This is a genomic window from Arthrobacter sp. Z4-13 (genome assembly GCF_054792705.1).
The window spans coordinates 3,554,817-3,577,799 of sequence record NZ_CP096459.1 but is presented as its reverse complement, the minus strand read 5'-3'; the positions used below and the strand labels follow the sequence as shown (position 1 = coordinate 3,577,799).

The following is a 22,983-nucleotide window of genomic DNA, read 5'->3' as shown; positions in this document are numbered from 1 at the left end:
GGTGGAGGGCTTAGCGTTTGGCTGGAAGGAGCCGTGAAAGTCCGACGGCGGGAATCACCGTGAGTGCCGCCATCAGCGCCCAGGGCCAAACTGCGTCGGGTCCCGGCTGGAAGGCGCCTGAGTAAAGCGGTCCGAGGGCAAAGTTGCCCAGCAGCACCGCGCAGCCGCCCATGCTCGCGAGGAGTCCGTAGTAAATACCGGTCCGGCGTCCACGGGCAAAGTCGAGGACCAGCGGCATGGCCACCGGCCCGATGCACATGTGGCCCAGACAGAGTCCCACCACAAGCAGCAGCGGCGGCAGGAGCTGAAGCGTGCCGGTGGACGGAAACTGGGCGAGCAGGGCCATGGTGGCGAAAGCCAGGCCCTTGAGCAGGAAGCCCGCCGTCAGCGCCCTGCCGGCTCCCATCCGGGTTGTCAGCCGGGAGATGGGCCATTGCAGCGCAACCGTGAGGATGGAGGCGACGGCGAACAGGCCGGCCAGCGCCTCCGGTCCTGCGCCGCTTCTGGTCAGTTCGATGGGGAGGCCGAAGTAGAGCTGGTTGTAGGCCAGCAGGTTCACGCTGTAGAGGGCGGCGAAGGCCACAAAGCGCTTGTCCCGCAGCATCGCCGCCACACCGTCAGCGGGCAGGGCAGGTGACTCCAGGCGGGCCGGCGCAGGCGTCCCCGTTCCGGCAGGCACGCTGCGCCACAGCACCCCGGTCATCACGGCAAAGACTGCCGCCCCGGCCAGCGCGGCCCAGCTGAAGGAAAGCCCCAGCAGCAGTGCGCCAACCAGCGGTCCCGCTACGGCCCCGATTTCTCCGCAGATGGCGAGGAGCGCAAAAAGTGCAGGGGCCTTCCCGCTGGTGTTCCGCCGTCGTTCTTCTGCCTTGCCAACCAAAGATTCCAGGGCAGGGGAGAACAGCGCGCCGCCCATGCCCGTGAGGACTGCGCCCAGAAGGAACAGCGGAAAGCTGCCGGCCAGGGCCAGGGTGAGGTAGCCGGAAATGCGGACCAGGCAGCCCGCCAGCATTGCACGCCGTGGTCCGAACCGGTCAGTGATCATCCCGCCCACCAGGAAGAGCCCCTGCTGGCTGAAGACGCGGGCGCCCAGGACCACCCCCACCGCGGTGGCTGTCATGCCGAAGTCCCGCGTCATGACCAGCGCGAGGAACGGGACCACGGCATAGAAGCCGATGTTGAAGACCAGCTGGCTGGCAAGTAGGAGGCCCGGGGCCGGACGGGGTTTTGTTGCCGCCGGGTCAATGGCGCTGGGGGCGGTCACAGGGCGGCCGCCGGGACAGCGTGGGGCAGTTGCATGCCTGCTGACGCCTGCACAAGTTCGACGGCGGCGGGGCTGGCGGGGTTTTTCAGCACCTGGTCCGTGGGCCCCTGTTCCACGATGGTGCCCTCTGCCAGCACGGCGGTGGTGCCGCACATCCTGGCGGCCGTCGCGAGGTGGTGGGTCACCAAAAGCAGACCCAGGCCCTCCTCCCGCACCAGTCTGTCCAGCAAAGAAAGCACAGTATCCCGCAAGGGGAGGTCCAGGCCGCTGACGGGCTCGTCGGCCACCAGGTAGGCAGGCGAGACAACCAGGGCGCGGGCGATGGCCACCCTCTGGTTCTGGCCGCCCGAGAGTTCTCCCGGGCGGCGCTCCATCAGGGCAGCCGGCAGCTCGGCGCCTTCCAGTGCCTGATTGATCAGTGCCCGGTGATTTCCCGCTAACCGGAGCTGCCGCAGCGGTTCCATCAGCAGCTGCGAGACGGTCATCCGGGGATCGAGGCTTCCTGCAGGATTCTGCGGGATGTACTGCACCTCGCGTCGGTACCACCGAAGAGCCCGGACGGAGCCGGGCCCTACTGTCTGCCTACCAAGCGTCACGGCACCGGCGGAGGGCTCTGCCAAGGCCAGGAGAATCCGCACCAGAGTGGACTTTCCGGAGCCGGAACTCCCCACAAGCGCCGTGCTGGTGCCGGGGGAGAGGCGCAGGCTGATGTTTCGGAGCGTTTCTGCGGGTTGCCTGTTGCGGAAGCCGCGGGCGGGGTAGGCGAAGGAGATTCGGTCCGCGGCCAGGTCGCCTGTCACGCTGCCGCCGCTGCTTCTGCAGCCGCGAGTGTTGCCGGAGCTGCAAGCGGAAGAGTTGCACCGTGGGCGGCGCGGACCAGCCGCCGGGTGTAGGCGTGGCGCGGATTGCGCAGCAGTTCGGACATTGGCGCCTCTTCGACGATCCGGCCGCCCTCCATCACCAGCGCGCGGCTGCACAGGGAGGCGGCAGCAGCGAGGTCGTGGGTGATGAAGAGGAGGCTTCGGCCTTCGGCTCCCCAGGCGCGGAGGGCCGCAAGTACCTTGAGCCGGGTGACCGAATCCAGGGCGGTAGTGGGCTCGTCTGCCACCAGGACTTTGCTGCGGCAGGCCAACGCCAAGGCAATGCAGACTCTCTGCAGCTGCCCGCCGGAGAGTTCACCCGTGTAGCGGGGCAGGATGGCTGCGGGCTCCTCAATTCCGGCCTGGGCCAGGAACCGGCCAGCTTGCATCCGAGCGTCCGTGCGGTTGAGCCCGGCCCTGCGCAGTGGAATGAGCAGTTGTTTGCCCACGGGAACCAGCGGGTTGAGGGTGGTCTGGGGGTCCTGGCGGATGAGTGCCGCGTTCGCTGTGTCTGGAATTGTCCTGCCGGCTGCCGTTTTGCCTGCCATCGTCCTGCCGGCCACCCCAGACTCAGCTGAAAAGGAGACCTTCCCGCTGGCGGTGATCCCGTCCGGAACGGTTCCTGTCAGGGCTGAGGCTGTCAGCGACTTCCCGGATGCCGAGGCGCCAAGCAGGGCAACGCACTCACCGGGCTCGACGGAGAACGTCAGGGGGTGCACCAAGTATCGGCCGGCATGCGTGAGCGCGAGGTTCGTCACGGAGAGGGCGGGCTCAGGCATGCGATTACCTTATCAAGAATCATTCGCATCTGGCTAATCTGCAGCCGGAGGCATTTTCTGGGAGGAGTCCGCCTGTCCAGTCCTTGGAGAAACCAAGTTTTTTACAAGCGCAGGTTCCTACCGTGGAACTCAACGGGACACCGATGGGGCGGTTATGAATCATCCAAACAGCGCTTTTCCAAACAAACTCGTGACAACCATTAAGGACTTCTCATGAGCCCGCTGAACATGCACATCAACGACGGATTCCTCCCGATGGTTGACGGATCGCTGGTCTACCACCGGGGCTTCGGGGACAGGGCTACGCGGACGGCCGACGCGAATCCGGCGCTGAGGATGAGTCCACAGGTCTTCACGGCGGCGGGCTCGATAGTTGCCAGCCGGCATTACCCCCTCAAGGCGCCGGTGCCCCCCTTCGGCCGGCCGGCGCCTTTCGGTACAGATCCGGAGACGCAGCGCCAGTTTCTGGCCCGGCGCGCCTATTGGGCCAGTTTCTTCCCGGAGCGGACGCTCATTGCCGAAACGGGAAGTACCATCAGCATCCTGCTGCGCAACAATTTGTCACAGCCGCACGAGCTGCGCTTTCACGCAGCGGGTGCCGGCAGAAAGGACATCAGCAGCGGGCCGGTTGCCCCCGGGGCAAGTAAACTGCTGAGCTTCCCTGCCGGGGCGCCCGGCACCTACCTATTCTCCGATCCCGGCAACGAACCTGTCGAAAGAACTTTGGGCCTGTACGGCGCGCTGGTGGTCATTGACCCAAAGGCCGCTTGGAGCCTCTATCCTGGTGGCGCCGAGTTCGAACGCCAGTGGCTATGGCTCTGCCATGATGTCGAACCGAATTGGGCGCGTATCGCCTCCACCGGCCAGAGCGTCAATCCGGCCACCACCCCGGCGGTGCCGCGGTATTTCACGCTTAATGGATATTCGGGGTTCCAGGCGCTGGCCCTCACTACCGATGAGGTGTTCAACGAGCACCGGGAGGAAGACACGCTCCCCTCGGGTTTTCCCAGGGAGACGGACGTTCGGAACTTCAGTGCCTCCCCCAAACCGGGCGCTGTCCGCACCGGCCAGCTGATGAGGATGGTCAACGCCGGCATAGTGGACCACCAGTTGCACTACCACGGGAACCATGTGTGGACGGTGCGGGCCAACGGCAAGGATTTCCCGCGTACCGGCGGCAGCGTCAGCCCGGAGGGGGACGTTATCCTGCAGCAGTGGGAGGACACGGTCCAGCTGCAGCCGCTGGAAACCAAGGAGGCGATGTTGCCGGTCCGGCGTCCGCCTGAGGTCATTGACGAGGTGTGGGATGCCAGGGAAGATGACTGGAAGTATCCCATGCACTGTCATGCCGAACCGTCACAGACGGCGGCGGGGGGCCTTTACCCTGGTGGCCTTATGTCAGACTGGGTGCTGGCCGCAGGACCGGTACCGGAGCCTGGACTGCCGGGCACGGTGGAAGACGATGCCCACCACACGTTCCGGAGCCAGGTGGACTTCGCTTCGGACCAGCCGCATGAGGGCAGCCCTGAGACGGAGTTCCTTAAGCGCCCCGGCGTCTCGGTGGAGCTCGACTTCTTCAGCAGGGAACTCAAATTCCCCGACGGTGCCGAGCACGAGATATGGAGCTTTGAAAACGACAAATCAGGACGGCAGCTGCCGGGGCCGCTGGTGCGTGTCACCGAAGGCCAAATCTTCCATGCGACCATCAAGCCCAGCAAAAAGGTTCACACTGTGCACTGGCACGGACTGGAACCCGATCCCCGCAACGACGGCGTAGGCCATACCTCCTTTGAGGTGTCCGGACACTACACGTACCAGTGGCTGCCTGAGACTGGCGAGCGCGGCAATCCGAACCGCGGCGCGGCGGGAACGTACTTCTACCACTGCCATGTGAACACCCCGCTCCACGTCCAGATGGGCATGTTCGGGGCAGTCATCGTAGATCCCATCGTCGACCCGGCGAAACCGGCGCCGAAGGGGACGCGCCGACATTCGACTGAAGGTCCCTTGTATGACATCGCTACTGAAACCCTGATCGCCCCCTATTCGGTGGATCCCCGGTGGCATGAACTGAATCACGCCGCAGGCCTGTCGGGCGAAGATGCGGGGCTCAACCGCTTCCAGCCCCGGCATTTCTACCTGCTGGGAGGCGTTATTCCAGCCCGGCCCCGGGGCGACCGGGTCTGGGCCGTCTCGGCCATGAAGGCAAACGTTGTGGCGGGCGAAAAGCGGCCCACGCTGGTGCGGATGGTGAACGTGGACTACTTCCCCACTCGCACGCGGTTCCTCGATGCGGCCGGAAAGCCCGCACGCATCGCCGAACTGATTGGGCACGACGGCCGTCCGTTCTGGACCACGCCCAGTCCCACCGGGCCGGCCATTCAGCCGTCGATGGCAGGGAAACCGCTGCTGACCAGCATCATCAAGTCAGGGGCGGCGGAGAAGTTCGATTACCTTCTGCGTCCGCCCGCCCCTGGAAAGTACACCATCGCCGTCGATTTCCAGCATTGGATCACGGGTCAGGTTCTGGCCACCCGAACCGTGACGGTCACGGCCGCGTGATGAGGTGGATCAGGCGTAGGCGTTGACCAGGCGGACTGCGCCGCCGTCCACACCCTTGGCGCCCTGGACGTAGTCGGGGCCGGACTTGAGGATTGAGTCCGAATCCCCGGTGACGGTGCCCATGATCCAGGACGGCAGTCCGCGGTCGTTCAGGCGGGAGACTGCTGCCTCGGCGGCGTCGGCAGAGACGATGGCCACCATGCCCACTCCCAGGTTCAGGGTGCGCTCCAGGTCTGCCAGCGGCACATTACCCAGTTCTGACACCAGCTTGAAGATGGCCGGCAGTTCCCAGGTGGAGCGGTCCACCGTGGCCACGAGGCCCTGGGGGAGTACGCGGGCCAGGTTGGCGGCCAGGCCGCCGCCGGTCACGTGGCTGAAACCGTGGACTGCCGAAGCGCCGGTGACGGGGAAGGCCCGCGCGAGGTCCAGGCAGTCCGCCGCGTAGACACGGGTGGGCTCGAGGAGTTCCTCGCCCAAGGTGCGGCCGAGTTCGGAGACCTGGCGGTCCAGTGCCCAGCCGGCGTGGTTGATCACACGGCGCACCAGGGAGTAGCCGTTGGAGTGCAGGCCGGAGGATGCCATGCCGATCACAACATCGCCTGCCCGGACGCGGTCCGGTCCCAGGAGCTGGTCTGCCTCAACGACGCCGGTGGCTGCGCCCGCGACATCGTACTCGTGCTCGCCCAGGAGGCCGGGGTGCTCGGCGGTTTCGCCGCCCACCAGCGCGGTGCCGGCTACCGAGCAGGCTGCGGCAATGCCGCGGACGATATCGGCGATGCGCTCGGGGACCACCTTGCCGCAGGCGATGTAGTCCGTCATGTACAGCGGTTCTGCGCCCACCACCACGATGTCGTCCACCACCATGCCCACCAGGTCGAACCCGATGGTGTCGTGGATGTCCATGGCCTGGGCGATGGCCACCTTGGTGCCCACGCCGTCGGTGGATGTGGCCAGCAGCGGCTTCTTGTAGGTGAGGAGCCGGGAGACATCGTAGAGGCCGGCGAAGCCGCCCACTCCGCCGATCACCGAGGAGTTGTGGGTGGCCTTGATGGCACCCTTCATCAGCTCGACGGCGCGGTCGCCGGCTTCAACATCGACGCCTGCGGAGGCGTAGGTGATGCCGGCAGTGTTTCCGGAGGTGTTGCCGGAGGCGGGGGCAGCGGAAGTCATACGGACTCTTTCTTGTCAGCGCCGGCGGTGGCGGCGTGTACGTCAGGCACAAGGTCGGCGTCGGTCAGCAGGTTCTCAAACTCGGAGTCCGGCCCCGGATCGCAACCGGTGGCCCCGGACTTCTCCGACGGGTCCTCGTGGGGGTCCACGGCCAGGGCAGCTGTTTCGCCCGGAAGGGCGGTGGGGGCGGGCTTCAGGCCGCCCAGGTCCGTGCGCTCCAGCAGGTTCTTGCCCAGCTTGTGCGCGTCCGGAAGCTCGATGGGGTACTTGCCCGTGAAGCAAGCGGTGCACAGCCGCTCCCGGGGCTGCCGGGTGGCCTCGATCATGCCGTCTTCGGAAATGTAGGCCAGCGAGTCGGCGCCGATTGCCTGGGAGATCTCCTCAATGGTGGCGCCGTTGGCAATCAATTCCGCACGGGAGGCAAAATCGATGCCGTAGAAGCAGGGCCACTGCACGGGCGGGGATGAGATCTTCACGTGGACGGAAGCGGCACCTGCTTCGCGCAGCATGCGGACGATGGCGCGCTGCGTATTGCCTCGGACGATCGAGTCATCCACCACCACCACCCGCTTGCCGCGGATCACGGACTCAAGGGCGTTGAGTTTGAGCCGGATGCCCAGCTGGCGCAGCGTCTGCGAGGGCTGGATGAACGTACGGCCAACATAGGAGTTCTTGACGAACCCGTGGGCGAACGGGATGCCGGACTCCTCGGCGTAGCCCACGGCAGCAGGGGTGCCGGACTCAGGGACGGGAATCACGATGTCCGCCACCTGCGTGTTTTCGCGGGCAAGCTGGCGGCCCATCTCCACCCGGGACTCGTACACGGAGCGGCCTGCGATGGCGGCGTCCGGACGGGCAAGGTAAACGTACTCGAAAACGCAGCCCGCCGGCGTCGGATCTGCAAAGCGCTGGGAGCGCACCCCCTGCTCGTCGATGGCGATGAATTCGCCGGGTTCGATCTCGCGGATGAAGCTGGCGCCCACGGTGGCGAGTGCAGACTGCTCGGAGGCGACAACCCAGCCGCGTTCCAGCCGGCCGAGGACCAGCGGGCGGATGCCGTAGGTGTCGCGGGCGGCGTAAAGGGTTCCTTCGTCCATAAAAACGAAGCAGAAGCCGCCCTTGATCTTGGGCAGGAGCTCGATGGCCGTCTCTTCCAGGGTCTTGCCCGGTTCGCCCTCAAGGAGGGCGGTGACCAGCGCAGTATCCGAGGTGTTGCCCTGCTTCATTTCGCCGGTGAGCTGACCGCCGTTGCGTTCCTGGATCATGGCGTTGAGCTCGGCGGTGTTGGTGAGGTTGCCGTTGTGCGCCAAGGCCACGGTTCCGGTGCTGGTGGCGCCGAGGGTGGGTTGGGCGTTGGCCCAATGGCTGGCTCCGGTGGTGGAGTAGCGGCAGTGGCCTACGGCAAGGTGCCCGGTGAGGGTGTTCAGGGTGGTCTCGTCGAAGACCTGGGAGACGAGTCCCATGTCCTTGTAGACGTTGATCCGGTTGCCGTCGCTGGTTGCTATACCAGCGGACTCCTGTCCGCGGTGCTGCAGTGCATACAGCCCGTAATAGGTAAGTTTTGCTACTTCTTCACCTGGTGCCCAGACTCCGAAAACGCCACAGGCGTCCTGCGGGCCTTTTTCGCCAGGGAGAAGATCATGGGAAAGTTTTCCATCGCCGCGTGCCACTGGTCGATTATCTCACGACATGGGGTAAGACTTTTCCGGCCGCCCGTTTGTGACCAGGCTAAGGCTGGGAATCCGTGTCTGGTTCGGAATCGGGGACAGGCTCCACCACTGCACGCTGCTGCCGCTTGATGCTGCGCCGGTCCAGGATGAGCGCCACTACGGCGCCGAGGACTGCCCCGCCGGCGGCGAACAGCACCAGGAAGAATCCGAAGACGGAGCCGGCGTCGAAGCTTGGCGTTTCCGGCAGCCCGTAGGCCACCACTGCCGCGGCGGCGATACCCACCAGTGCGCCCAGAATCAGGAACGGGACGTACTTGGGCGCACGGCGGACGGTGATTTCGCGGCGCTCGGCGGAGGGTTGTTCAGAAGGCATGCATCAAGCCTACATTTCCACCGTTGACCTATCACTTACGGCGGCTGTCACCCCTGTTTGGGGACCATAGGTGATAGGGCAACGAGGGGCTTAGCTGCCGCGGTACGTGGAGTAGGCGAAGGGGCTCAGCAGGAGCGGGACGTGGTAGTGCTCGGGGCCTGTGACTTCGAACACCAGGTCAACCTCCGGGAAAAACGTGGCGGTCTGCAGTCCCGCGTAGTAACTCCCGGTGGCGAAGTTGAGCTTGTAGTGTCCGGGTTCCAGCTGTTCCGGGCCCAGGTCCTTCGCACGGCCATCGGTGTCGGTAGTGGAGCCGGCCAGTTCCTGCCAGCTGCCGCCGTCGTTCCTGTACAGCACGACGGCGACTCCCGCCGCCGGGCGTCCGGCGCCGGTGTCGAGGATATGGGTGGTGACGTGGGAGACGCTCATTCGGTAACCAGTCCTTCAAGCCGCAGTACGGCGATCTCGCGCAGCTGCTGGGCCACGATAATGTCTTCTTCGGCCGGGGAGTTTTCCAGCCGCTCCTTCAGGGACTGCAGGATTTCCGGGGCCGTACGGCCGGCGGCGCGGATCAGGAATACGCGGCCGAACTTTTCCTCGTAGTCCCTGTTGCCCTGGGCCAACGCCTCCGCCAGGGCAGTATCTGCCGGGTCCACCCCGGCCTGCTCCGAACGGGACATGGACGCCTCGGTGGTGGCCGCCGTCGGACGTTCACCGATTCGAGGGTGGTGCGCCATGGCTGACTCAACTTCGGCGCGAGTGAAGGGGCTGGCGGCTTCGGAGGCGAAAGCCAGGAGCGCGTCCCTGGAAGGGAAGGGCCGGGCGGCGGCAACCGTGTCCACCCAGCGCTTAACGTCAATGCAGGGCGTGAGGGTTTGCGCGGCCCGGGCGGGCTCCGCGGTGTTGAATTCGGCAAGCTTCATGCTGGCTGTTTCCTCGGTGACAAATGCTGGCATCCATGGCGACGGCTATGCGGAGGCCGGACTTCCGGCACCCCATCACCAGCAACACTGGCATGGAGCTTCCGCATCATGGAACTGTTATTTCAGCATACGTAATATTGAAGTTGAGCATCCGGGTGGTGTCAAGAGAGCGCCTCCGCTGCCTGGGCCAGGCACGCATTATGCGTTCCCGAACTGGCCCTGTGATGTCCGGGACAGGACCCAGGTGTTCGTACCGTCCTGCCGCACGAAAGTGACAGTGGTGACCAGCGCCCGGATCAGCGCCAGGCCGCGGCCGGACTCGGCGTCCTGGCCCGCCGCTGGAGGTTCCATGGGCCCGAACGGCGGCTTGGCGTGATACGCGCTCACCCGGGCCTGCAGCAGCGTGGGCCGCACTTCGATGTCCACGCCGAGCTCCACCGGTTCCCGCCCGGCCGGCTCCGCGTGCTGGACGATGTTCGACGCCGACTCGATGACCGCCGTCGTAAACGTCATCTGGTCCAGGTCCTGCACAAACGGAACGTCGAGCCAAAGGTTGTCGAGGTGGTTGTGGACCGACTCGATGGCGTCCTCGGCAGCCAGCCCGCGGAAGCTGCGGGATGCCAAGACCTTAGTCATTGCTGAACGCCTCTTCGGCTGATCCGTAGGGCATGAGGACCTTGTCCATGCTGGTCAGCTGCAGGACCATCTTCACCTGCGGCTGGACGGCCGCGATCCGGAGGTCCCCGCCCGCCTGCCGCGCCGCCTTGAGGCAACCGATGAGCGCTCCCAGGCCTGAGGAGTCCATAAACGCCGTATTCTCCAGGTTCACCACGATCCGGTTGGACCCGCCGGCGATCACGCCGGTGACGAACTCGCGCAACTTCGGCGCGGAAACCATGTTCAGCCGCCCGTCCGCCCTGACCTCCGCATACGAGTCCTTGACCTCATAGCTAAACTCCATCGGGATTCCTCTCTGTGTTGTGGACTACGGCTTCGGGGGCCGGTTCGTAACCCTTGTAAAGCACTGCGCGCACCAGGATGCTCATGACCACGAGGTCAAAAATGACCCAGGCCACGTTCACCAGGGTGCCCAGCGGTTCCGCCAGGCCGGCGGCCAGGCGAATGATCCCGACGACGGCGGCCAGCGCCAGCAGCACGGACACCACGATCTGCGGCCGGATCAGGCTCCAGCCGGGTCCGCCGCTCTGGCGGGCCTTGGGGGTGACGGCAAACCCGAGGGGACGGCCGAACCAGACGTTCCGGGCCGCCGTCGAGCATGCCTTGATCCAGGTGGGGAACAGGGCCAGGCTGTACTGCTGGCCGCGCCAGGTGGGGATGCCGCGGCCGGCGACGGCGAACAGCAGTTGGTTGACCACCATGAACGGGATGAAGCGGATGAAGAAGTCCCAGCTCAGGCTGGTTACCGGCAGGATGCCCAGCAGCAGGTAGATGATGGGGGCGGCGAAGTAGATGACGGCCGCGTAGCCGCTGAGGTAGGTCCACATGGTGGCGAAGTACATCAAGCGCTGGCCCAGCTTGAGGCCTTTCTGCACCAGCGGGTTCTCGCGCAGCAGCACCTGGATGGTGCCCTGTGCCCAGCGAAGGCGCTGGGTGAGCATGGTCTTGAGGTCCTCCGGGGCGAGGCCGTACGCCAGGACCTCGTGGTGGTAGACGCTCTCCCAGCCCATCGCGTGCATGCGCATGGCGGTGGCCATGTCCTCGGTGACGGAGATGGTAGCCAGGGGCATGACGGGCTGGGCTTCGTCATTGCGTTCCACGGAGAGCGCGTCCAGGACAGCCTGCACGGATTCCAGGGCGCCCAGGGGGGACCAGTCGCGGGCGGACATGCGCTGCACAGCGTCGTCCGCCACAACGGTCACGCCGGACTCGCCCACGTGGGCCAGTTCCATGGCGGCAATCTCTTCGAGATCCGCCTGGAGCGCTTCGACGTCGGCCAGCACCAGGGTCTGCACGGCGGCGTCCACGCGGCGGCGGACCCGGTAGGTGATCTCGCCGAGCGGCTGGCCGGCGGCCAGTTCCTGCTGCGCCTCGCGTGTTGCCGCTTCAACTTCGTTGAGCACCTGGGCCACCAGAGGCGTCTCCACGTCCGCAGACTTCCGTGCCTGCTTGATGGCGGAACGGGAGGCGGCCAGCGCCCGTCGGATGCTCTTCTCGGTTTCCTTAACGTAGCCCACCAGGCCCAGCTGCATCAGGGCTTCGCGGCGCAGGATGGCGTTGGAGCCGCAGAAGAAGGCGGCATTCCAGCCGTCCTTGCCCTGCTGGATGGGGCCGTAAAACAGGGGTGCCTGGCTTCCGAGGGGATCGTCCGCGTGGACGTTGCTGAAGTACTGCGGTGTCTGGACCAGCGCCACCCGGCGGTTGTTGAAGTACCCGAGCGTTTTCTCGAGGATGTCCGGCTCGGGGATCTGGTCCGCGTCCAGGATCAGGAGGAACTCGCCGTGGGTCTGCATCAGGGCGTTGTTCAGGTTTCCGGCCTTGGCGTGCCGGGGCAGGTTGGCGGTCCAGTCCTCGCTGCGGGTGACGTAACCCAGGCCGTGCTGCTCGGCGAGGGCCTTCAGTTCGGGCCGGGCGCCGTCGTCGAGGATCCAGGTGCTGTGCGGATGCCGGATCTTCTGGGCGGCCAAAGCCGTGGTCAGCACCATGTCCAGGTCTTCGTTGTACGTGGTGATGAAAACGTCCACGGTGGCGTCATGCGGGGGCGGCGGGGCGCCCTTGCGGATCTTCAGCTTCCACACCGTCATGCCGAACAGCATCACGTCGATCAGGCTGTAGGTTTCGGCGATCACCAGCGGCAGGGCGATCCACCAAGCGTCCCAGTTCAGCGATGCAATCCAGCGCCACGCGATGTAGTTAACGCCGGTGATGACGGTCAGCACCACCACCAGGCGGGTGAGGAACAGGGTCATTCAGCTGCTGCTTCCGGCAGCCGGCGGACCACAACCACCGTGACGTCATCTTCGGCGGTTTCGGCCGGGGCCAGTGCCATGATGGCGCTGCTGGCTGCCTGGGCAGAATCCTCGCTTTGGGTGGCGCTGCGGACGGCTTCCGTGAAGTGCTCCACGGAGTCAAAGACGTCCAGCACGCCGTCGCTGACCACCACCAGGGAATCGCCCGGGGCGAGTTCGAGGCTGGACTGCGGCCACTGGGTCCCTGCCCAGGCGCCGACCGGCGGACCGCCGGAGGGGAGCCTTTCAGCAGTACCGCAGGACTGGACGTGCAGCGCAAGCCCGTGCCCGGCGTCGACATAGCTGACTGTGCCGGATGCAGCATGAACCCGCGCGTGGAACAAGGTGACAAAGGAGTTGGAGGAGTCCACGTCCGTGGCGATGGACTTGCTGGCGGAGGCGAAGGCGCCGTCCAGGTCCTGGTGGTGGCCGGTGGAGCGCATCACGGCACGGACTGTTGCCGCGATCAGTGCTGCGCCCATGCCTTTCCCCATCGCGTCCGCGAAGGTCAGGTGAAGTCCGTCGGGGGTCTGGTACCAGTCGTAGAAGTCGCCGCCCACGCTGCGGGAAGGGCGGAACATGCCGGCGACGTCGTAACCCTCAACGCGGATGTCCTCCTTGGGCAGGAGGCTTTGCTGGACTTCGGTGGCGCGTTCCAGCTCGCTGCGGGCGGCCGAATCGGCTGCCGCGGACGGGCGGCGGCGGAAGAGGGCGTTGATGCGGGACTGCAACTCGCGGGGGCTGAACGGCTTGCTGATGTATTCGTCGGCCCCGTTATCAAGGCCGGTCAGTTTGTCCAGTTCATCAGCGCGCGCAGTGAGCATCACGATGAAGGCGTCCGAGAATTCGCGGAGCTGCCTGCAGACTTCCAGGCCGTCAACGTCGGGCAGGTTCAGGTCCAGTGTGACCAGATCCGGCCGGCGGCGGCGGACCTCCTCCACGCCCATCAGGCCGGTTGCGGCCTCCGTCACGTCGAAACCCTGCTTGACCAGGACACGGACCAGCAGGCCGCGGATATCCGGGTCATCTTCAATGACAACGGCACGGCGGATTTCGGGGGGAGAGACCATAGCTCTACTTCTACCGTATTAACCGCAACAGGGCATGTCGCAGGGCCTTTTGCGGTTACGTGGCCCTGCTGGCCGGAGAGACGGCAGGACATGGCTTCGGCTGCAGGCCCTTCGCCTGCATGTGCTTCAGGGATCCTGCGCAAATCTTGGGACCTGCTTGCCCGGACATTGAGGAAGGTCCGGAACACTCAAATGCAGGAAACAGCTTCGCGGGGACGAGGGTCAAAGACGACCCGCCCGGAGGCTGGACGGCTTGCAGGAGGGGAGCAGCCATGGGACACGTCGACGCAAAAGACCAGACGACGGCGGGCGGAGCCACTGTTGCAGAACCGGCCTGCACAGTGCCGGCTGGTTCAGGACGGAGTCCCCTGAAATCAGGAGCGGAAGAGGTGCGCGACCTGATGCATGCCGCCATGGACAAGGGCAGGGCGCTCCTGCGTGTCTACTTCCATTCACGGAAAGTTCGCGCTGCAGCCAATGCTCTTGCCCAAGCGCTGGCCGCATCGAGGGAGGCATCCAGCTGGCCCGGGGACCGGCTGCCGGTGGGCGAGGAGATGTCGGCGCAGGTGGAGAAGCTGACCCACCGCCTCAAACTGGAAACTGAGGCGCATTACAGGTTCGAGGCGCTTTTCAGGAGTGTGGACCTGGGGCGTTCAGCCGCTGCCGTTTAGGTGCCACACCTGCGAGCAATTTAGTGGCTGGGGGCTACCGCGGAAGAGACCCTGGCGCCGGCCGGCGGTAGTTCAGTTCGTCCATACCTGGATTTGGACAAGCCCGATCAGCGGAGATTCAGGCGCATCAATACCCGCGGGAAGCCGTTAAGTACTGACTCCGTATCCGCGGCCTTGGTGAAGCCGGCGTCCTCGAAGAGCTTCCGGGTGCCGACGTACGCCATGGTGAGATCGACCTTCCGCCCGCGGTTATCCACCGGGTACCCCTCAATAGCCGGTGCCCCTTCGGTTCGCGCCAGGTCGATGGCACCGTTCAGCAGGTGGTGCGAAATGCCTTTGCCGCGATGCCCTGGCCGCACGCGGATGCACCACACCGACCACACATCGAGATCATCCACGTGCGGGATTTTCCGATTGCCTGCGAAACTCGTGTCCGCGCGAGGGTGGACTCCCGCCCATCCGACTACCTCGCCGCCGTCGTACGCCAAAACGCCCGGGGGAGGATCCTGGGCCACCAATTCCTTCACCAGGTCCCCGCGCTCTGTCCCGTGCAAGGCCTGATTCTGTTTCGATGGAATGCGGTAGCTCAGGCACCAGCAGACGTTGGCGTCGGGCCGCTTGGGCCCTACCATCGTCCTGACGTCCTCAAACTCAGTGGCTGGACGGACCTCGATCGCCATGCGGCCATCCTGTCACCGGCCTCCGGAACGGGCAACGGCGGGAGCCCCTACTCGCCAGGAATACGCCCGATGCTCCATGCCGAGACTTTGCGAAGGTCTACCCTGGTTGCCTGCAGGCGTACGTGGACTCCCCCTGAAAGCAGCACCGGCCCAAGGAAATGAATGTACCGGTTCTGCGTCTTCAGCCGAGGGTTCAGCCTGGCCTCGTCCGCTGCCTTCAGTTTCTGTTCGCCCACCTTGGACTCCACCACTTCCAAGGCGTCGGCGACAACCGGACTTCCGACGCGGATCTGGTCATTCTGCCTCTGCGCCCAAGCCTGCTCAGATACGACCGATCCGGAGATGACGGTGCCGTCGACTACTAGGGTGAGCTCAATTGTTGCGTCATTGCCGACCTCAAAGATCGGGGCCAGGAGCAGCGTCAGACGATGGTCAAGCTCGTACCAGGACCAGGCTGCGAAGCGTTCCCGGTCCGCGGTTTCCTTCGCTTCGTGCTCTGCAGCGGCCTTGGTGAATGTTTGTTCTGCCGTCTCGTCCGCCATGGCCTCGTTCCTTTCCTGGTTCGGGCGGGGCTGAATGCCCCCCCATAACAGCTTAGTTTTCAGCCGTGACCGTGCAATCGAAGCTGGTGGACACGCGTTCCCCCCTCTTTTTGCTAATGCCCCATCAGGGGGCTTTAACCCTGTCTGCGCCTGCTGGTTCTCACTACACTGGGACGCATGACCGAGCAGGAACCGGCCCGGGGCTGGGCCGCTGCGGCTCCCGACGGCGGGGAAAGCCTTCGCGAGGACGCCGCCGTCAACCCAGCGTTGGGTAAGGACGGCGAGGACCAGCACCTGGCCGACCCGGACGCCGTCGACTCTTCCCTGCGCAGTCCGGCAGAAAGGTCCCGCACCTTCACCGGGATCCTGGTGAATACAGCCCTCGCCAACATAACCACCAGCTATTTGTGGTTCGCCCTGACGTTTTGGGTTTACCTGGAGACGCGGAACGTGATCGCCACCGGGGTAGTGGGCGGTGCCTATATGCTGCTGATCGCCCTTTCGAGCATCAGCTTCGGCACCTTCGTGGACCGCTACCGCAAGCTTGCTGTGATGCGGTTTGCTGCCATGTTCACCCTGGTGATGTTCGTGTTGTCCGGGGTGATGTTCCTGCTGACACCCGCCGCCGCGCTGCTTGACCTGGCCCAGCCGTGGTTCTGGGTCTTCACGATGATCATCCTGATCGGCGCGGTGGTGGAGAACATGCGCAATATCGCGCTCTCCACCACGGTCACCATCCTCATCGAGCCGGACCGTCGGGCCAACGCCAACGGGCTGGTGGGCATGGTGCAGGGGCTGATGTTCCTTGTCACCTCGGTGCTCTCCGGGCTATCGGTGGGGCTGCTGGGGATGGGCTGGACGATCGCCGCCGCCCTGGTACTCACGGCGCTGGCTTTCGCGCACCTTCTCACGCTGCGCATGCCCGAGGAACTGCGCGCGGCCGCCACGGATGCGCACGGCGGATTTGATTTTCGCGGTGCCCTTGCCGCCGTGCTGGCTATCGCCGGGCTGTTCGCGCTGATCCTGTTCTCCACGTTCAACAACTTCATCGGCGGGGTCTATATGGCGTTGATGGATCCCTACGGCCTGGAGATGTTTCCGGTGGAGCTGTGGGGGATCCTTCTGGCGGTTGGTTCCAGCGGGTTCCTTGTGGGCGGCGCGTTGATCGGCAAGTTCGGGCTGGGTTCCAACCCGTTGCGCACCATGCTCCTCGCTGTGATTGTGATGGGAGTCCTCGGCGCGGTGTTCACGCTGCGCGAGTGGGCATGGCTTTACATTGTTGGGATCTGGCTCTATCTGACCCTGGTGCCCTTCGTAGAGGCCGCCGAGCAGACGGTCATCCAGCAAGTGGTGCCCTTGCAGCGGCAGGGCCGGGTGTTCGGATTCGCGATGGCGTTTGAGTCCGCGGCAGCACCTGTCACCGCGTTCCTGATCGCGCCGATCGCCCAGTTCTGGATCATCCCCTACGCGAGGTCGGCCGACGGCGCCGCCCAGTTGGCCCCGCTGCTCGGCGAGGGCACCTCCCGCGGCATCGCCCTGGTGTTCCTGATCGCGGGCATCATTTTGGTCGTCGCCGCGCTGCTGGCCTTCCTTACCCCCGTGTACCGGCGGGTGTCGGCGTCCTACGCGGAGGCGGCTGCAGGGGCGCCGGAAACGGCCGACGCCCAGCCTTAACCACCGGACGCTCCCGCAGGAAGTTGGAACTGAATTTCTCAGTCCAATGTGCGGGAGCAGTCCAATGTGCAGGAGCGTCCGGGGAAAAGCTGCAGGACGTGATGGGGCGTCCTGGGGAAAGCTGCAGGACGTGGTGGGGCGTCCTGGGGAAAGCTGCAGGACGTGATGGGGCGTCCGGGGAAAAGCTGCAGGACGTGGTGGGGCGTCCGGGGAGGGTTAGATTCCCAGAGCTTCCTTCAGCGCTGCGACGTGGCCGTCGGCCTTCACCTGGTACTGGGCGAGCGTGACCTTGCCTTCGGGGTCCACCACCACGGTGGAGCGGACAATGCCCTCGACAATTTCCCCGTTCACGAGCTTCTCGCCCCAGGCGCCGTAGGCCAGGGCCACCTCGTGGTCCGGATCGGAGAGCAGCGGGAAGGTCAGGGAGAAGTCGCCGGTGAAGCCGGCCAGGGCCTCCGGTGCATCGGGGGAGATGCCGATGACCTCGTAACCCTTGCCCTGCAACGAAGCCAGGCTGTCACGGAAGTCGCAGGCCTCGGTGGTGCAGCCGGGGGTGGCGGCCTTGGGGTAGAAGTACACGATGACGTTTTTGCCACGGTAATCGGCCAGGGCGGTCCCGCGGCCCTCGGCGTCCTGAAGGGTGAAATCAGGGGCCTGGGTTCCGGGCTGAAGCTTGGTGGTCAGGGTCTGGCTCATGGCGTTCCTTTGGAAGACTTTGTCATTACTGGCAAGCAATCAAGTGAAGCGGCTTCCCGCTTAGTCATACAACTCCGGCGTCATATGCAGTATTCCGCCGGACCCCGAACAGTTGCGAGCTGCCCGGGTATAAAGCGGTAACCACCGCCCCGGACGGTGGCTACGGCATGGCGCGCATTCCCGAGTTTCCGCCGGATCCGGCCCACATACACGTCAATGGACCGGGCCGAGGCGCCGGGGGTTTCAAACGAGTCGAGGAACTCCTGGAGTTCCTCCCTGCCCACAGTGCGGGACAGGTGGGTCACCAGGTAGCGCAGCACCTTGAATTCCACGCCGGTCAGCGGCACGGGGCTGCCGTCCAGCAGGACTTTATCGGCGGCAAGGTCAACGGCAACCCGGCTGACGGGCCCGGCCGACGGCGGCAGCCGGGTGCCGCCGTCGTCCTCGTTGGGTGCCCCAACAGGAGCACCCGGAAGGGTCTCCGCTGCGGGAGGAGGCTGAGAGGAGTCGTCTGTGGCTCCTCCCGCGTCAGCGGAGAACCCCGTCGTGGGAGCTCCGGCGGCAGGCCAGTGGACTTCCGCCTCCGGAGCAGTTTCGAGGGCCCGGGCAAGGACCAGGCGGGCAGCGACGGCCAGCAGCTCGGGGCTGGTGCCTTCCTCCGGGACCACCCACACGGCGAGGCCGCGGGCAGCCGCCTTCTGTGAACCAAATCCTGGTCGCGCCCCGGCCCGCGGAAAGTGCGCTTCCACTGCCATGGCGCGTCCCTACACTCCGCCGCGGCGGATCAGCTTGCCCGTAGGGGTCTGGCCGTCCACCACGGCGCCGCGGAGGAACGTCTTGCGGATCACGCCGGAGAGGGCTTTGCCGTCGTAGGGGGTGATGGGGTTTTTGTGCTTGAGCTTGGACACGTCCACCACGAACGCCTCGTCCGGAGCGAACACGGCGAAGTCGGCGTCGTAGCCCAGCGCCAGCTGGCCCTTGTTGGAAAGGCGGGCAAGCGCTGCCGGCTTTTCACCCATCCACGACACCACCTGCTCCAGCGGGATGCCGCGGTGCCGGGCTTCGGTCCAGATCAGGGACAGGCCCAGCTGCAGGGACGAGACGCCTCCCCAGGCCACGGCGAAGTCACCGTTCTCCAGGTCCTTCAGATCCAGGGTGGAGGGGGAGTGGTCCGAGACGATGCAGTCGATGGTGCCGTCCTGCAGCCCCTGCCAGAGCAGCTCCCGGTTGGAAGCCTCGCGGATGGGCGGGCAGCACTTGTAGGCGGTGGCACCGTCCGGGATTTCCTCGGCCATCAGCGTGAGGTAGTGCGGGCACGTCTCCACGGTGAGCTTCACGCCGTCGCGCTTTGCCGAAGCGATCATGGGCAGTGCGTCCGACGACGAGAGGTGCAGGATGTGCGCACGCGCACCGGTCCAGCGGGCCCGCTCGATCACCTCGGCGATGGCCTTGTTCTCGGCACCACGGGGGCGGGAGGCCAGGAAGGTGGAGTAGTGGTCGCCGCCGGGATGCGGGGCGCGGTCGATGGCGTGGGAATCCTCGGCGTGGACGATCATGAGGGAATCGAAGGACTTCAGCTCGGCCATGTCCTCCTCCATTTCATCCGCGTCCAGGTGCGGGAACTCGTCCACGCCGGAGTGCAGGAGGAAGCACTTGAAACCGAACACGCCTTCGTCGTGCAGGGCGCGCAGGTCACCCTTGTTGCCGGGGATCGCGCCGCCCCAGAATCCGACGTCGATGAACGCCTGGTCCTCGGCCACCTCGCGCTTCAGCTTGAGGTTTTCCACCGTGGTGGTGGGCGGAACCGAGTTAAGCGGCATGTCGATGATGGTGGTGACGCCACCCGCCGCGGCGGCCCGGGTGGCAGAGGCGAATCCCTCCCACTCCGTGCGGCCGGGCTCGTTGACGTGGACGTGGGTGTCCACCAGGCCGGGGATCAAGGTTTCGTCATCGGCCAGTTCAATGACCTCGGTTCCTGCCAGGCCGTTGCCCAGCGGTTCCAGGGCCACGATCCTGCCGCCGCGGACGCCTACCTCCCGGGGAGCCAGGCCGGCGGTGGTGAGGATGCGCTGGCCGCGGATGACCAGGTCAAAACGTTCTTCAGACATGGAGGTTCTCCTTGGTGCTTGCGGAACGGGACAGCTTATTGGCTGCCAGCCGCCCACTGATCTGCGTGCCCAGCTGCTCCAGAAGCTGCGCTGCCTCTGCTATGCACCTGTTTACATTGCTTTCGAGCTCGGTCAAAGCGTAAACGTCCTCGAACCCGGCGGCGCTTGCCTGGTCTTCTTCAAGGGTGCTTCGTCCGCAGACGGCAATCACCGGAACACCCTGGGCGGCTGCTGCCCGGGCAACGCCCATGGGCGTCTTGCCCAGCAGGCTTTGCTCGTCCAGGCTGCCTTCGCCGGTGATTACCAGGTCGGCGCCGGCCAGCCTCTGCTGCAATTCCGTGAATTCGAGGACGACGTCGATGCCCGGGCGCCGCGTCGCGGCCAGGACGGCGATGGCGGCGTAGCCAACACCTCCCGCTGCTCCGGCTCCCGGGGCTTCCGCTGCTTTGATGGCGCGGTGACCGATTTCCCTGGCCAGGACTTCGACAAACCTGGCCAGGGCGGCGTCGAGCAAGCCGACGTCCTGTTGTGTGGCGCCCTTCTGCGGGCCGAAAATCGCCGCGGCGCCTTGGGCGCCCAGCAGTGGATTGTCGACGTCGGATGCCAGCACAAAGCGTGTGTCCTTCAGCCGGGCGTCGAACCCGCTGAAGTCGATCCGGTCCAGGCGGGCCAGGGCGGCACCGCCTGGGGGAAGTTCGTTGCCCTCGATATCGAGGAATCGGGCGCCGAGTCCCTGCAGGACTGCCCCGCCGCCGTCGGTGTTGGCGCTGCCGCCAACCCCCAGGATGATGCGGTTGCAGCCGGCGTCCAGGGCGGCGCGGATCAGCTGGCCGGTGCCCAGGCTGGTGGCGGTGCGCGCCGCCGTCGGGCCTGGCCGTCCCCCAACCAGTGCTCCGGCGGGGAGCAGGGCCAGGCCCGAGGCGGCCGCCATCTCGATGACAGCCTCATTGCCCCGGACGGCGAAGTCGGCCGTGACCGGCTCCCCTGTCGGTCCGGCCACCACGGCGCTGCGGCGGGTGAAGCCGGAACCGACGGCGGCGTCGAGGGTGCCCTCACCGCCGTCGGCTACTGGAATGCGGACGACGTCCAGGTTCCCGCCCGCTCCGCGCTGCAGGCCCTTTTCGAGGTGCGCGCAGACTTCCGGGGCGGACAGGGATCCCTTGAACTTGTCCGGGGCAATGACGATGAGCATGGTTTAGGCCTGCAGAGCCAGGATGGCGGTGGGAGCATCCGCGGCGGTCTCGGCCAGTTCCTCGAACTCGTTCACGGCGTTGATTTCCACACCCATGGAGATGTTGGTGACCTTTTCCAGGATCACTTCCACCACCACGGGCACCTGGAACTCGCCCATCAGTGCCTTGGCCTTGTCGAACGCGGCGCCGAGGTCGTTGGGGTCTTCCACGCGGACGGCCTTGCAGCCCAGTCCCTCGGCCACCTTGATGTGGTCCACGCCATAGCCGTTGGTCTCAGGCGAGTTGATGTTGTCGAACGCCAGGGACACGTTCTGCTCCATCTTGAAGCCGCGCTGGGACTGGCGGATCAGGCCCAGGTAGGAGTTGTTCACCACCACGTGGATGTAGGGGAGGTTGAACTGCGCGCCCACGGCCAGTTCCTCGATCATGAACTGGAAGTCGTAGTCGCCGGAGAGGGCCACCACGGTCTCGTCCGGCTTGCCGCGAACGATGCCGAGGGCTGCCGGGGCAGTCCAGCCCAAGGGGCCTGCCTGGCCGGCGTTGATCCACTTGCGCGGGCCGAACACGTGCAGCATTTGCGCGCCGGCGATCTGGGACAGTCCGATGGTGGACACGTACGTAGTGTCGCGGCCGAAGGACTTGTTCATCTCCTCGTACACGCGCTGCGGCTTGATGGGGATGTTCTCGAAGTGGGTCTTGCGGTGCAGGGAGGCCTTGCGGTCCTGGCACTCGGCAGCCCAGGCGCTGTAGTCCGGCAGGGACCCGGCCGCTTTGCGCTCTTTGGCGAGCTCAACCAGCCCGGCCAGCGCCGCACCGGCGTCGGACGCGATGCCCAGGTCCGGTGAGAACACGCGGCCGATCTGCGTGGGCTCGATGTCGATGTGCACGAACTTGCGGCCGGCCGTGTAGGTTTCCAGGCCGCCGGTGTGGCGGTTGGCCCAGCGGTTGCCGATGCCGATCACGAAGTCGCTCTGCAGGTAGTTCTCGTTGCCGTAGCGGTGGGAGGTCTGCAGGCCCACCATGCCGGCCATGAGCTGGTGGTCATCCGGGATGGTGCCCCAGCCCATCAGGGTGGGGATAACCGGGATGTTCAGGGTCTCGGCCAGTTCCACCAGTTGCGCGGAAGCGCCGGCGTTGATGATGCCGCCACCGGCGACGATCAGCGGGTGCTGCGCGGCGGTGAGCATGTCCAGCGCCTTTTCCAGCTGCTTGCGGGAGGCCTTGGGCTTTTCGATGGGCAGGGGCTCGTAGGTGTCGATGTCGAACTCGATCTCGGCCAGCTGCACGTCGATGGGAAGGTCCAGCAGCACCGGGCCGGGGCGGCCGGAGCGCATCAGCTGGAAGGCCTTCTGGAAGGCACCCGGAACCTGGCCTGGCTCCAGGATGGTCATGGCCATCTTGGTGACGGGCTTGGCGATGGACTCGATGTCCACAGCCTGGAAGTCTTCCTTGTGCAGCTTGGCCACCGGCGCCTGGCCGGTGATGCAGAGCATGGGGATGGAGTCTGCCCAGGCTGCATAAAGCCCGGTGATCATGTCCGTGCCGGCGGGGCCGGAGGTGCCGATACAGATGCCGATGTTGCCGTCCTGTGCGCGGCTGAAGCCGTCGGCCATGTGGCTGGCGCCTTCGACGTGGCGGGCCAGGGTGTGGCGGATGCCGCCGTGGGCCCGCATTGCGGAATAGAAGGGGTTGATCGCAGCGCCTGGCAGGCCGAACGCCTCGATGGCGCCTTCCTTTTCCAGGATGGCAACCGCTGCATCAACGGTACGCATCTTGCTCATG

Annotated in this window: 22 protein-coding genes; 3 read left to right on the top strand and 19 right to left on the bottom strand. The window is 65.7% G+C overall.

The window, feature by feature from the left end; translation table 11 throughout:
* Positions 1 to 10: 10 nt before the first annotated feature.
* The 3 genes from M1E07_RS18365 to M1E07_RS18355 are packed head-to-tail and all read right to left on the bottom strand — an operon-like array spanning position 11 to position 2,903.
* Complete coding sequence (locus M1E07_RS18365) at positions 11 to 1,264, bottom strand: MFS transporter (RefSeq protein WP_461188055.1); 1,254 nt, start codon at positions 1,262 to 1,264, stop codon at positions 11 to 13.
* Positions 1,261 to 2,064, bottom strand: a complete 804-nt coding sequence (locus tag M1E07_RS18360; protein WP_461188054.1) for an ABC transporter ATP-binding protein — start codon at positions 2,062 to 2,064, stop codon at positions 1,261 to 1,263. The genes M1E07_RS18365 and M1E07_RS18360 overlap by 4 nt, the downstream gene beginning before the upstream one ends.
* Positions 2,061 to 2,903, bottom strand: a complete 843-nt coding sequence (locus M1E07_RS18355) for an ATP-binding cassette domain-containing protein (protein WP_461188053.1) — start codon at positions 2,901 to 2,903, stop codon at positions 2,061 to 2,063. Before M1E07_RS18355 ends, M1E07_RS18360 begins: the two co-directional genes overlap by 4 nt.
* 213 nt (positions 2,904 to 3,116) lie before the next feature.
* Here M1E07_RS18355 and M1E07_RS18350 point away from each other — a divergent pair, with 213 nt between their 5' ends.
* Positions 3,117 to 5,465: a multicopper oxidase domain-containing protein gene (locus M1E07_RS18350; RefSeq protein WP_461188052.1), complete on the top strand. Its 2,349-nt coding sequence runs from the start codon at positions 3,117 to 3,119 to the stop codon at positions 5,463 to 5,465.
* 9 nt (positions 5,466 to 5,474) lie between these two features.
* On the opposite strand, the gene purM is transcribed toward M1E07_RS18350, so the two are convergent.
* From purM to M1E07_RS18305, 9 genes are all read right to left on the bottom strand, one after another.
* Positions 5,475 to 6,635: a phosphoribosylformylglycinamidine cyclo-ligase gene (purM, locus tag M1E07_RS18345; protein WP_461188051.1), complete on the bottom strand. Its 1,161-nt coding sequence runs from the start codon at positions 6,633 to 6,635 to the stop codon at positions 5,475 to 5,477.
* Positions 6,632 to 8,305, bottom strand: a complete 1,674-nt coding sequence (gene purF, locus M1E07_RS18340; protein WP_461188050.1) for an amidophosphoribosyltransferase — start codon at positions 8,303 to 8,305, stop codon at positions 6,632 to 6,634. Before purF ends, purM begins: the two co-directional genes overlap by 4 nt.
* Positions 8,306 to 8,363: 58 nt before the next feature.
* Positions 8,364 to 8,678 carry a hypothetical protein gene (locus M1E07_RS18335; protein WP_461188049.1) on the bottom strand — a complete coding sequence of 105 codons (315 nt, stop codon included), beginning with the start codon at positions 8,676 to 8,678 and terminating at the stop codon, positions 8,364 to 8,366.
* 90 nt (positions 8,679 to 8,768) lie between these two features.
* Complete coding sequence (gene uraH / locus M1E07_RS18330) at positions 8,769 to 9,107, bottom strand: hydroxyisourate hydrolase (protein ID WP_461188048.1); 339 nt, start codon at positions 9,105 to 9,107, stop codon at positions 8,769 to 8,771.
* A complete protein-coding gene (gene uraD / locus M1E07_RS18325) occupies positions 9,104 to 9,601 on the bottom strand; it encodes a 2-oxo-4-hydroxy-4-carboxy-5-ureidoimidazoline decarboxylase (RefSeq protein ID WP_461188047.1) in 498 nt (165 codons plus the stop codon). The genes uraH and uraD overlap by 4 nt, the downstream gene beginning before the upstream one ends.
* 198 nt (positions 9,602 to 9,799) lie before the next feature.
* Positions 9,800 to 10,237, bottom strand: a complete 438-nt coding sequence (locus tag M1E07_RS18320; RefSeq protein WP_461188046.1) for an ATP-binding protein — start codon at positions 10,235 to 10,237, stop codon at positions 9,800 to 9,802.
* Complete coding sequence (locus M1E07_RS18315) at positions 10,230 to 10,562, bottom strand: STAS domain-containing protein (RefSeq protein ID WP_461188045.1); 333 nt, start codon at positions 10,560 to 10,562, stop codon at positions 10,230 to 10,232. The genes M1E07_RS18320 and M1E07_RS18315 overlap by 8 nt, the downstream gene beginning before the upstream one ends.
* On the bottom strand, positions 10,552 to 12,528 hold the full coding sequence (locus M1E07_RS18310; RefSeq protein ID WP_461188044.1) for a glycosyltransferase family 2 protein: 1,977 nt from the start codon (positions 12,526 to 12,528) through the stop codon (positions 10,552 to 10,554). Before M1E07_RS18310 ends, M1E07_RS18315 begins: the two co-directional genes overlap by 11 nt.
* Entirely contained in the window at positions 12,525 to 13,637 is a 1,113-nt protein-coding gene (locus M1E07_RS18305) for a PP2C family protein-serine/threonine phosphatase (protein ID WP_461188043.1), read from the bottom strand. Before M1E07_RS18305 ends, M1E07_RS18310 begins: the two co-directional genes overlap by 4 nt.
* A gap of 272 nt (positions 13,638 to 13,909) precedes the next feature.
* Here M1E07_RS18305 and M1E07_RS18300 point away from each other — a divergent pair, with 272 nt between their 5' ends.
* The gene (locus M1E07_RS18300; RefSeq protein WP_461188042.1) at positions 13,910 to 14,308 is read left to right on the top strand and encodes a hypothetical protein; all 399 of its coding nucleotides are present in this window, start codon (positions 13,910 to 13,912) and stop codon (positions 14,306 to 14,308) included.
* A 107-nt stretch (positions 14,309 to 14,415) separates the two neighbouring features.
* Here the strand turns inward: M1E07_RS18300 and M1E07_RS18295 are convergent, their stop codons facing one another.
* Positions 14,416 to 14,988: a GNAT family N-acetyltransferase gene (locus M1E07_RS18295; RefSeq protein ID WP_461188041.1), complete on the bottom strand. Its 573-nt coding sequence runs from the start codon at positions 14,986 to 14,988 to the stop codon at positions 14,416 to 14,418.
* Positions 14,989 to 15,035: 47 nt separating this feature from the next.
* Positions 15,036 to 15,530 (bottom strand): hypothetical protein, encoded by a 495-nt coding sequence (locus M1E07_RS18290; protein ID WP_461188040.1) that lies wholly within the window; start codon positions 15,528 to 15,530, stop codon positions 15,036 to 15,038.
* 177 nt (positions 15,531 to 15,707) lie between these two features.
* Between M1E07_RS18290 and M1E07_RS18285 the strand changes: the two genes are divergently transcribed.
* Positions 15,708 to 17,204 carry an MFS transporter gene (locus M1E07_RS18285; RefSeq protein ID WP_461188039.1) on the top strand — a complete coding sequence of 499 codons (1,497 nt, stop codon included), beginning with the start codon at positions 15,708 to 15,710 and terminating at the stop codon, positions 17,202 to 17,204.
* Positions 17,205 to 17,420: 216 nt separating this feature from the next.
* Here the strand turns inward: M1E07_RS18285 and bcp are convergent, their stop codons facing one another.
* The 5 genes from bcp to gcl all read right to left on the bottom strand — a co-directional run bounded on the left by bcp (position 17,421) and on the right by gcl (position 22,982).
* Positions 17,421 to 17,900, bottom strand: a complete 480-nt coding sequence (gene bcp / locus M1E07_RS18280) for a thioredoxin-dependent thiol peroxidase (RefSeq protein ID WP_461188038.1) — start codon at positions 17,898 to 17,900, stop codon at positions 17,421 to 17,423.
* A gap of 80 nt (positions 17,901 to 17,980) precedes the next feature.
* Entirely contained in the window at positions 17,981 to 18,655 is a 675-nt protein-coding gene (locus tag M1E07_RS18275) for a winged helix-turn-helix domain-containing protein (RefSeq protein ID WP_461188037.1), read from the bottom strand.
* Positions 18,656 to 18,664: 9 nt separating this feature from the next.
* Complete coding sequence (gene allB / locus M1E07_RS18270) at positions 18,665 to 20,008, bottom strand: allantoinase AllB (RefSeq protein ID WP_461188036.1); 1,344 nt, start codon at positions 20,006 to 20,008, stop codon at positions 18,665 to 18,667.
* Entirely contained in the window at positions 20,001 to 21,200 is a 1,200-nt protein-coding gene (locus M1E07_RS18265; RefSeq protein WP_461188035.1) for a glycerate kinase, read from the bottom strand. The genes allB and M1E07_RS18265 overlap by 8 nt, the downstream gene beginning before the upstream one ends.
* Positions 21,201 to 21,203: 3 nt before the next feature.
* On the bottom strand, positions 21,204 to 22,982 hold the full coding sequence (gene gcl, locus M1E07_RS18260) for a glyoxylate carboligase (RefSeq protein ID WP_461188034.1): 1,779 nt from the start codon (positions 22,980 to 22,982) through the stop codon (positions 21,204 to 21,206).
* Position 22,983: the final 1 nt, after the last annotated feature.

What these genes read in the sequence shown, in the direction of transcription:
- M1E07_RS18290 (WP_461188040.1), bottom strand. Translation starts at nt 15,530, where the DNA reads ATGGCGGACGAGACGGCAGAACAAACATTCACCAAGGCCGCTGCAGAG.
- purM (WP_461188051.1), bottom strand. Translation starts at nt 6,635, where the DNA reads ATGACTTCCGCTGCCCCCGCCTCCGGCAACACCTCCGGAAACACTGCC.
- M1E07_RS18295 (WP_461188041.1), bottom strand. Translation starts at nt 14,988, where the DNA reads ATGGCGATCGAGGTCCGTCCAGCCACTGAGTTTGAGGACGTCAGGACG.
- uraH (WP_461188048.1), bottom strand. Translation starts at nt 9,107, where the DNA reads ATGAGCGTCTCCCACGTCACCACCCATATCCTCGACACCGGCGCCGGA.
- M1E07_RS18335 (WP_461188049.1), bottom strand. Translation starts at nt 8,678, where the DNA reads ATGCCTTCTGAACAACCCTCCGCCGAGCGCCGCGAAATCACCGTCCGC.
- M1E07_RS18275 (WP_461188037.1), bottom strand. Translation starts at nt 18,655, where the DNA reads ATGGCAGTGGAAGCGCACTTTCCGCGGGCCGGGGCGCGACCAGGATTT.
- M1E07_RS18315 (WP_461188045.1), bottom strand. Translation starts at nt 10,562, where the DNA reads ATGGAGTTTAGCTATGAGGTCAAGGACTCGTATGCGGAGGTCAGGGCG.
- allB (WP_461188036.1), bottom strand. Translation starts at nt 20,008, where the DNA reads ATGTCTGAAGAACGTTTTGACCTGGTCATCCGCGGCCAGCGCATCCTC.
- M1E07_RS18300 (WP_461188042.1), top strand. Translation starts at nt 13,910, where the DNA reads ATGGGACACGTCGACGCAAAAGACCAGACGACGGCGGGCGGAGCCACT.
- uraD (WP_461188047.1), bottom strand. Translation starts at nt 9,601, where the DNA reads ATGAAGCTTGCCGAATTCAACACCGCGGAGCCCGCCCGGGCCGCGCAA.
- M1E07_RS18320 (WP_461188046.1), bottom strand. Translation starts at nt 10,237, where the DNA reads ATGACTAAGGTCTTGGCATCCCGCAGCTTCCGCGGGCTGGCTGCCGAG.
- M1E07_RS18305 (WP_461188043.1), bottom strand. Translation starts at nt 13,637, where the DNA reads ATGGTCTCTCCCCCCGAAATCCGCCGTGCCGTTGTCATTGAAGATGAC.
- M1E07_RS18355 (WP_461188053.1), bottom strand. Translation starts at nt 2,903, where the DNA reads ATGCCTGAGCCCGCCCTCTCCGTGACGAACCTCGCGCTCACGCATGCC.
- gcl (WP_461188034.1), bottom strand. Translation starts at nt 22,982, where the DNA reads ATGAGCAAGATGCGTACCGTTGATGCAGCGGTTGCCATCCTGGAAAAG.
- M1E07_RS18310 (WP_461188044.1), bottom strand. Translation starts at nt 12,528, where the DNA reads ATGACCCTGTTCCTCACCCGCCTGGTGGTGGTGCTGACCGTCATCACC.
- M1E07_RS18265 (WP_461188035.1), bottom strand. Translation starts at nt 21,200, where the DNA reads ATGCTCATCGTCATTGCCCCGGACAAGTTCAAGGGATCCCTGTCCGCC.
- M1E07_RS18285 (WP_461188039.1), top strand. Translation starts at nt 15,708, where the DNA reads ATGACCGAGCAGGAACCGGCCCGGGGCTGGGCCGCTGCGGCTCCCGAC.
- bcp (WP_461188038.1), bottom strand. Translation starts at nt 17,900, where the DNA reads ATGAGCCAGACCCTGACCACCAAGCTTCAGCCCGGAACCCAGGCCCCT.
- M1E07_RS18350 (WP_461188052.1), top strand. Translation starts at nt 3,117, where the DNA reads ATGAGCCCGCTGAACATGCACATCAACGACGGATTCCTCCCGATGGTT.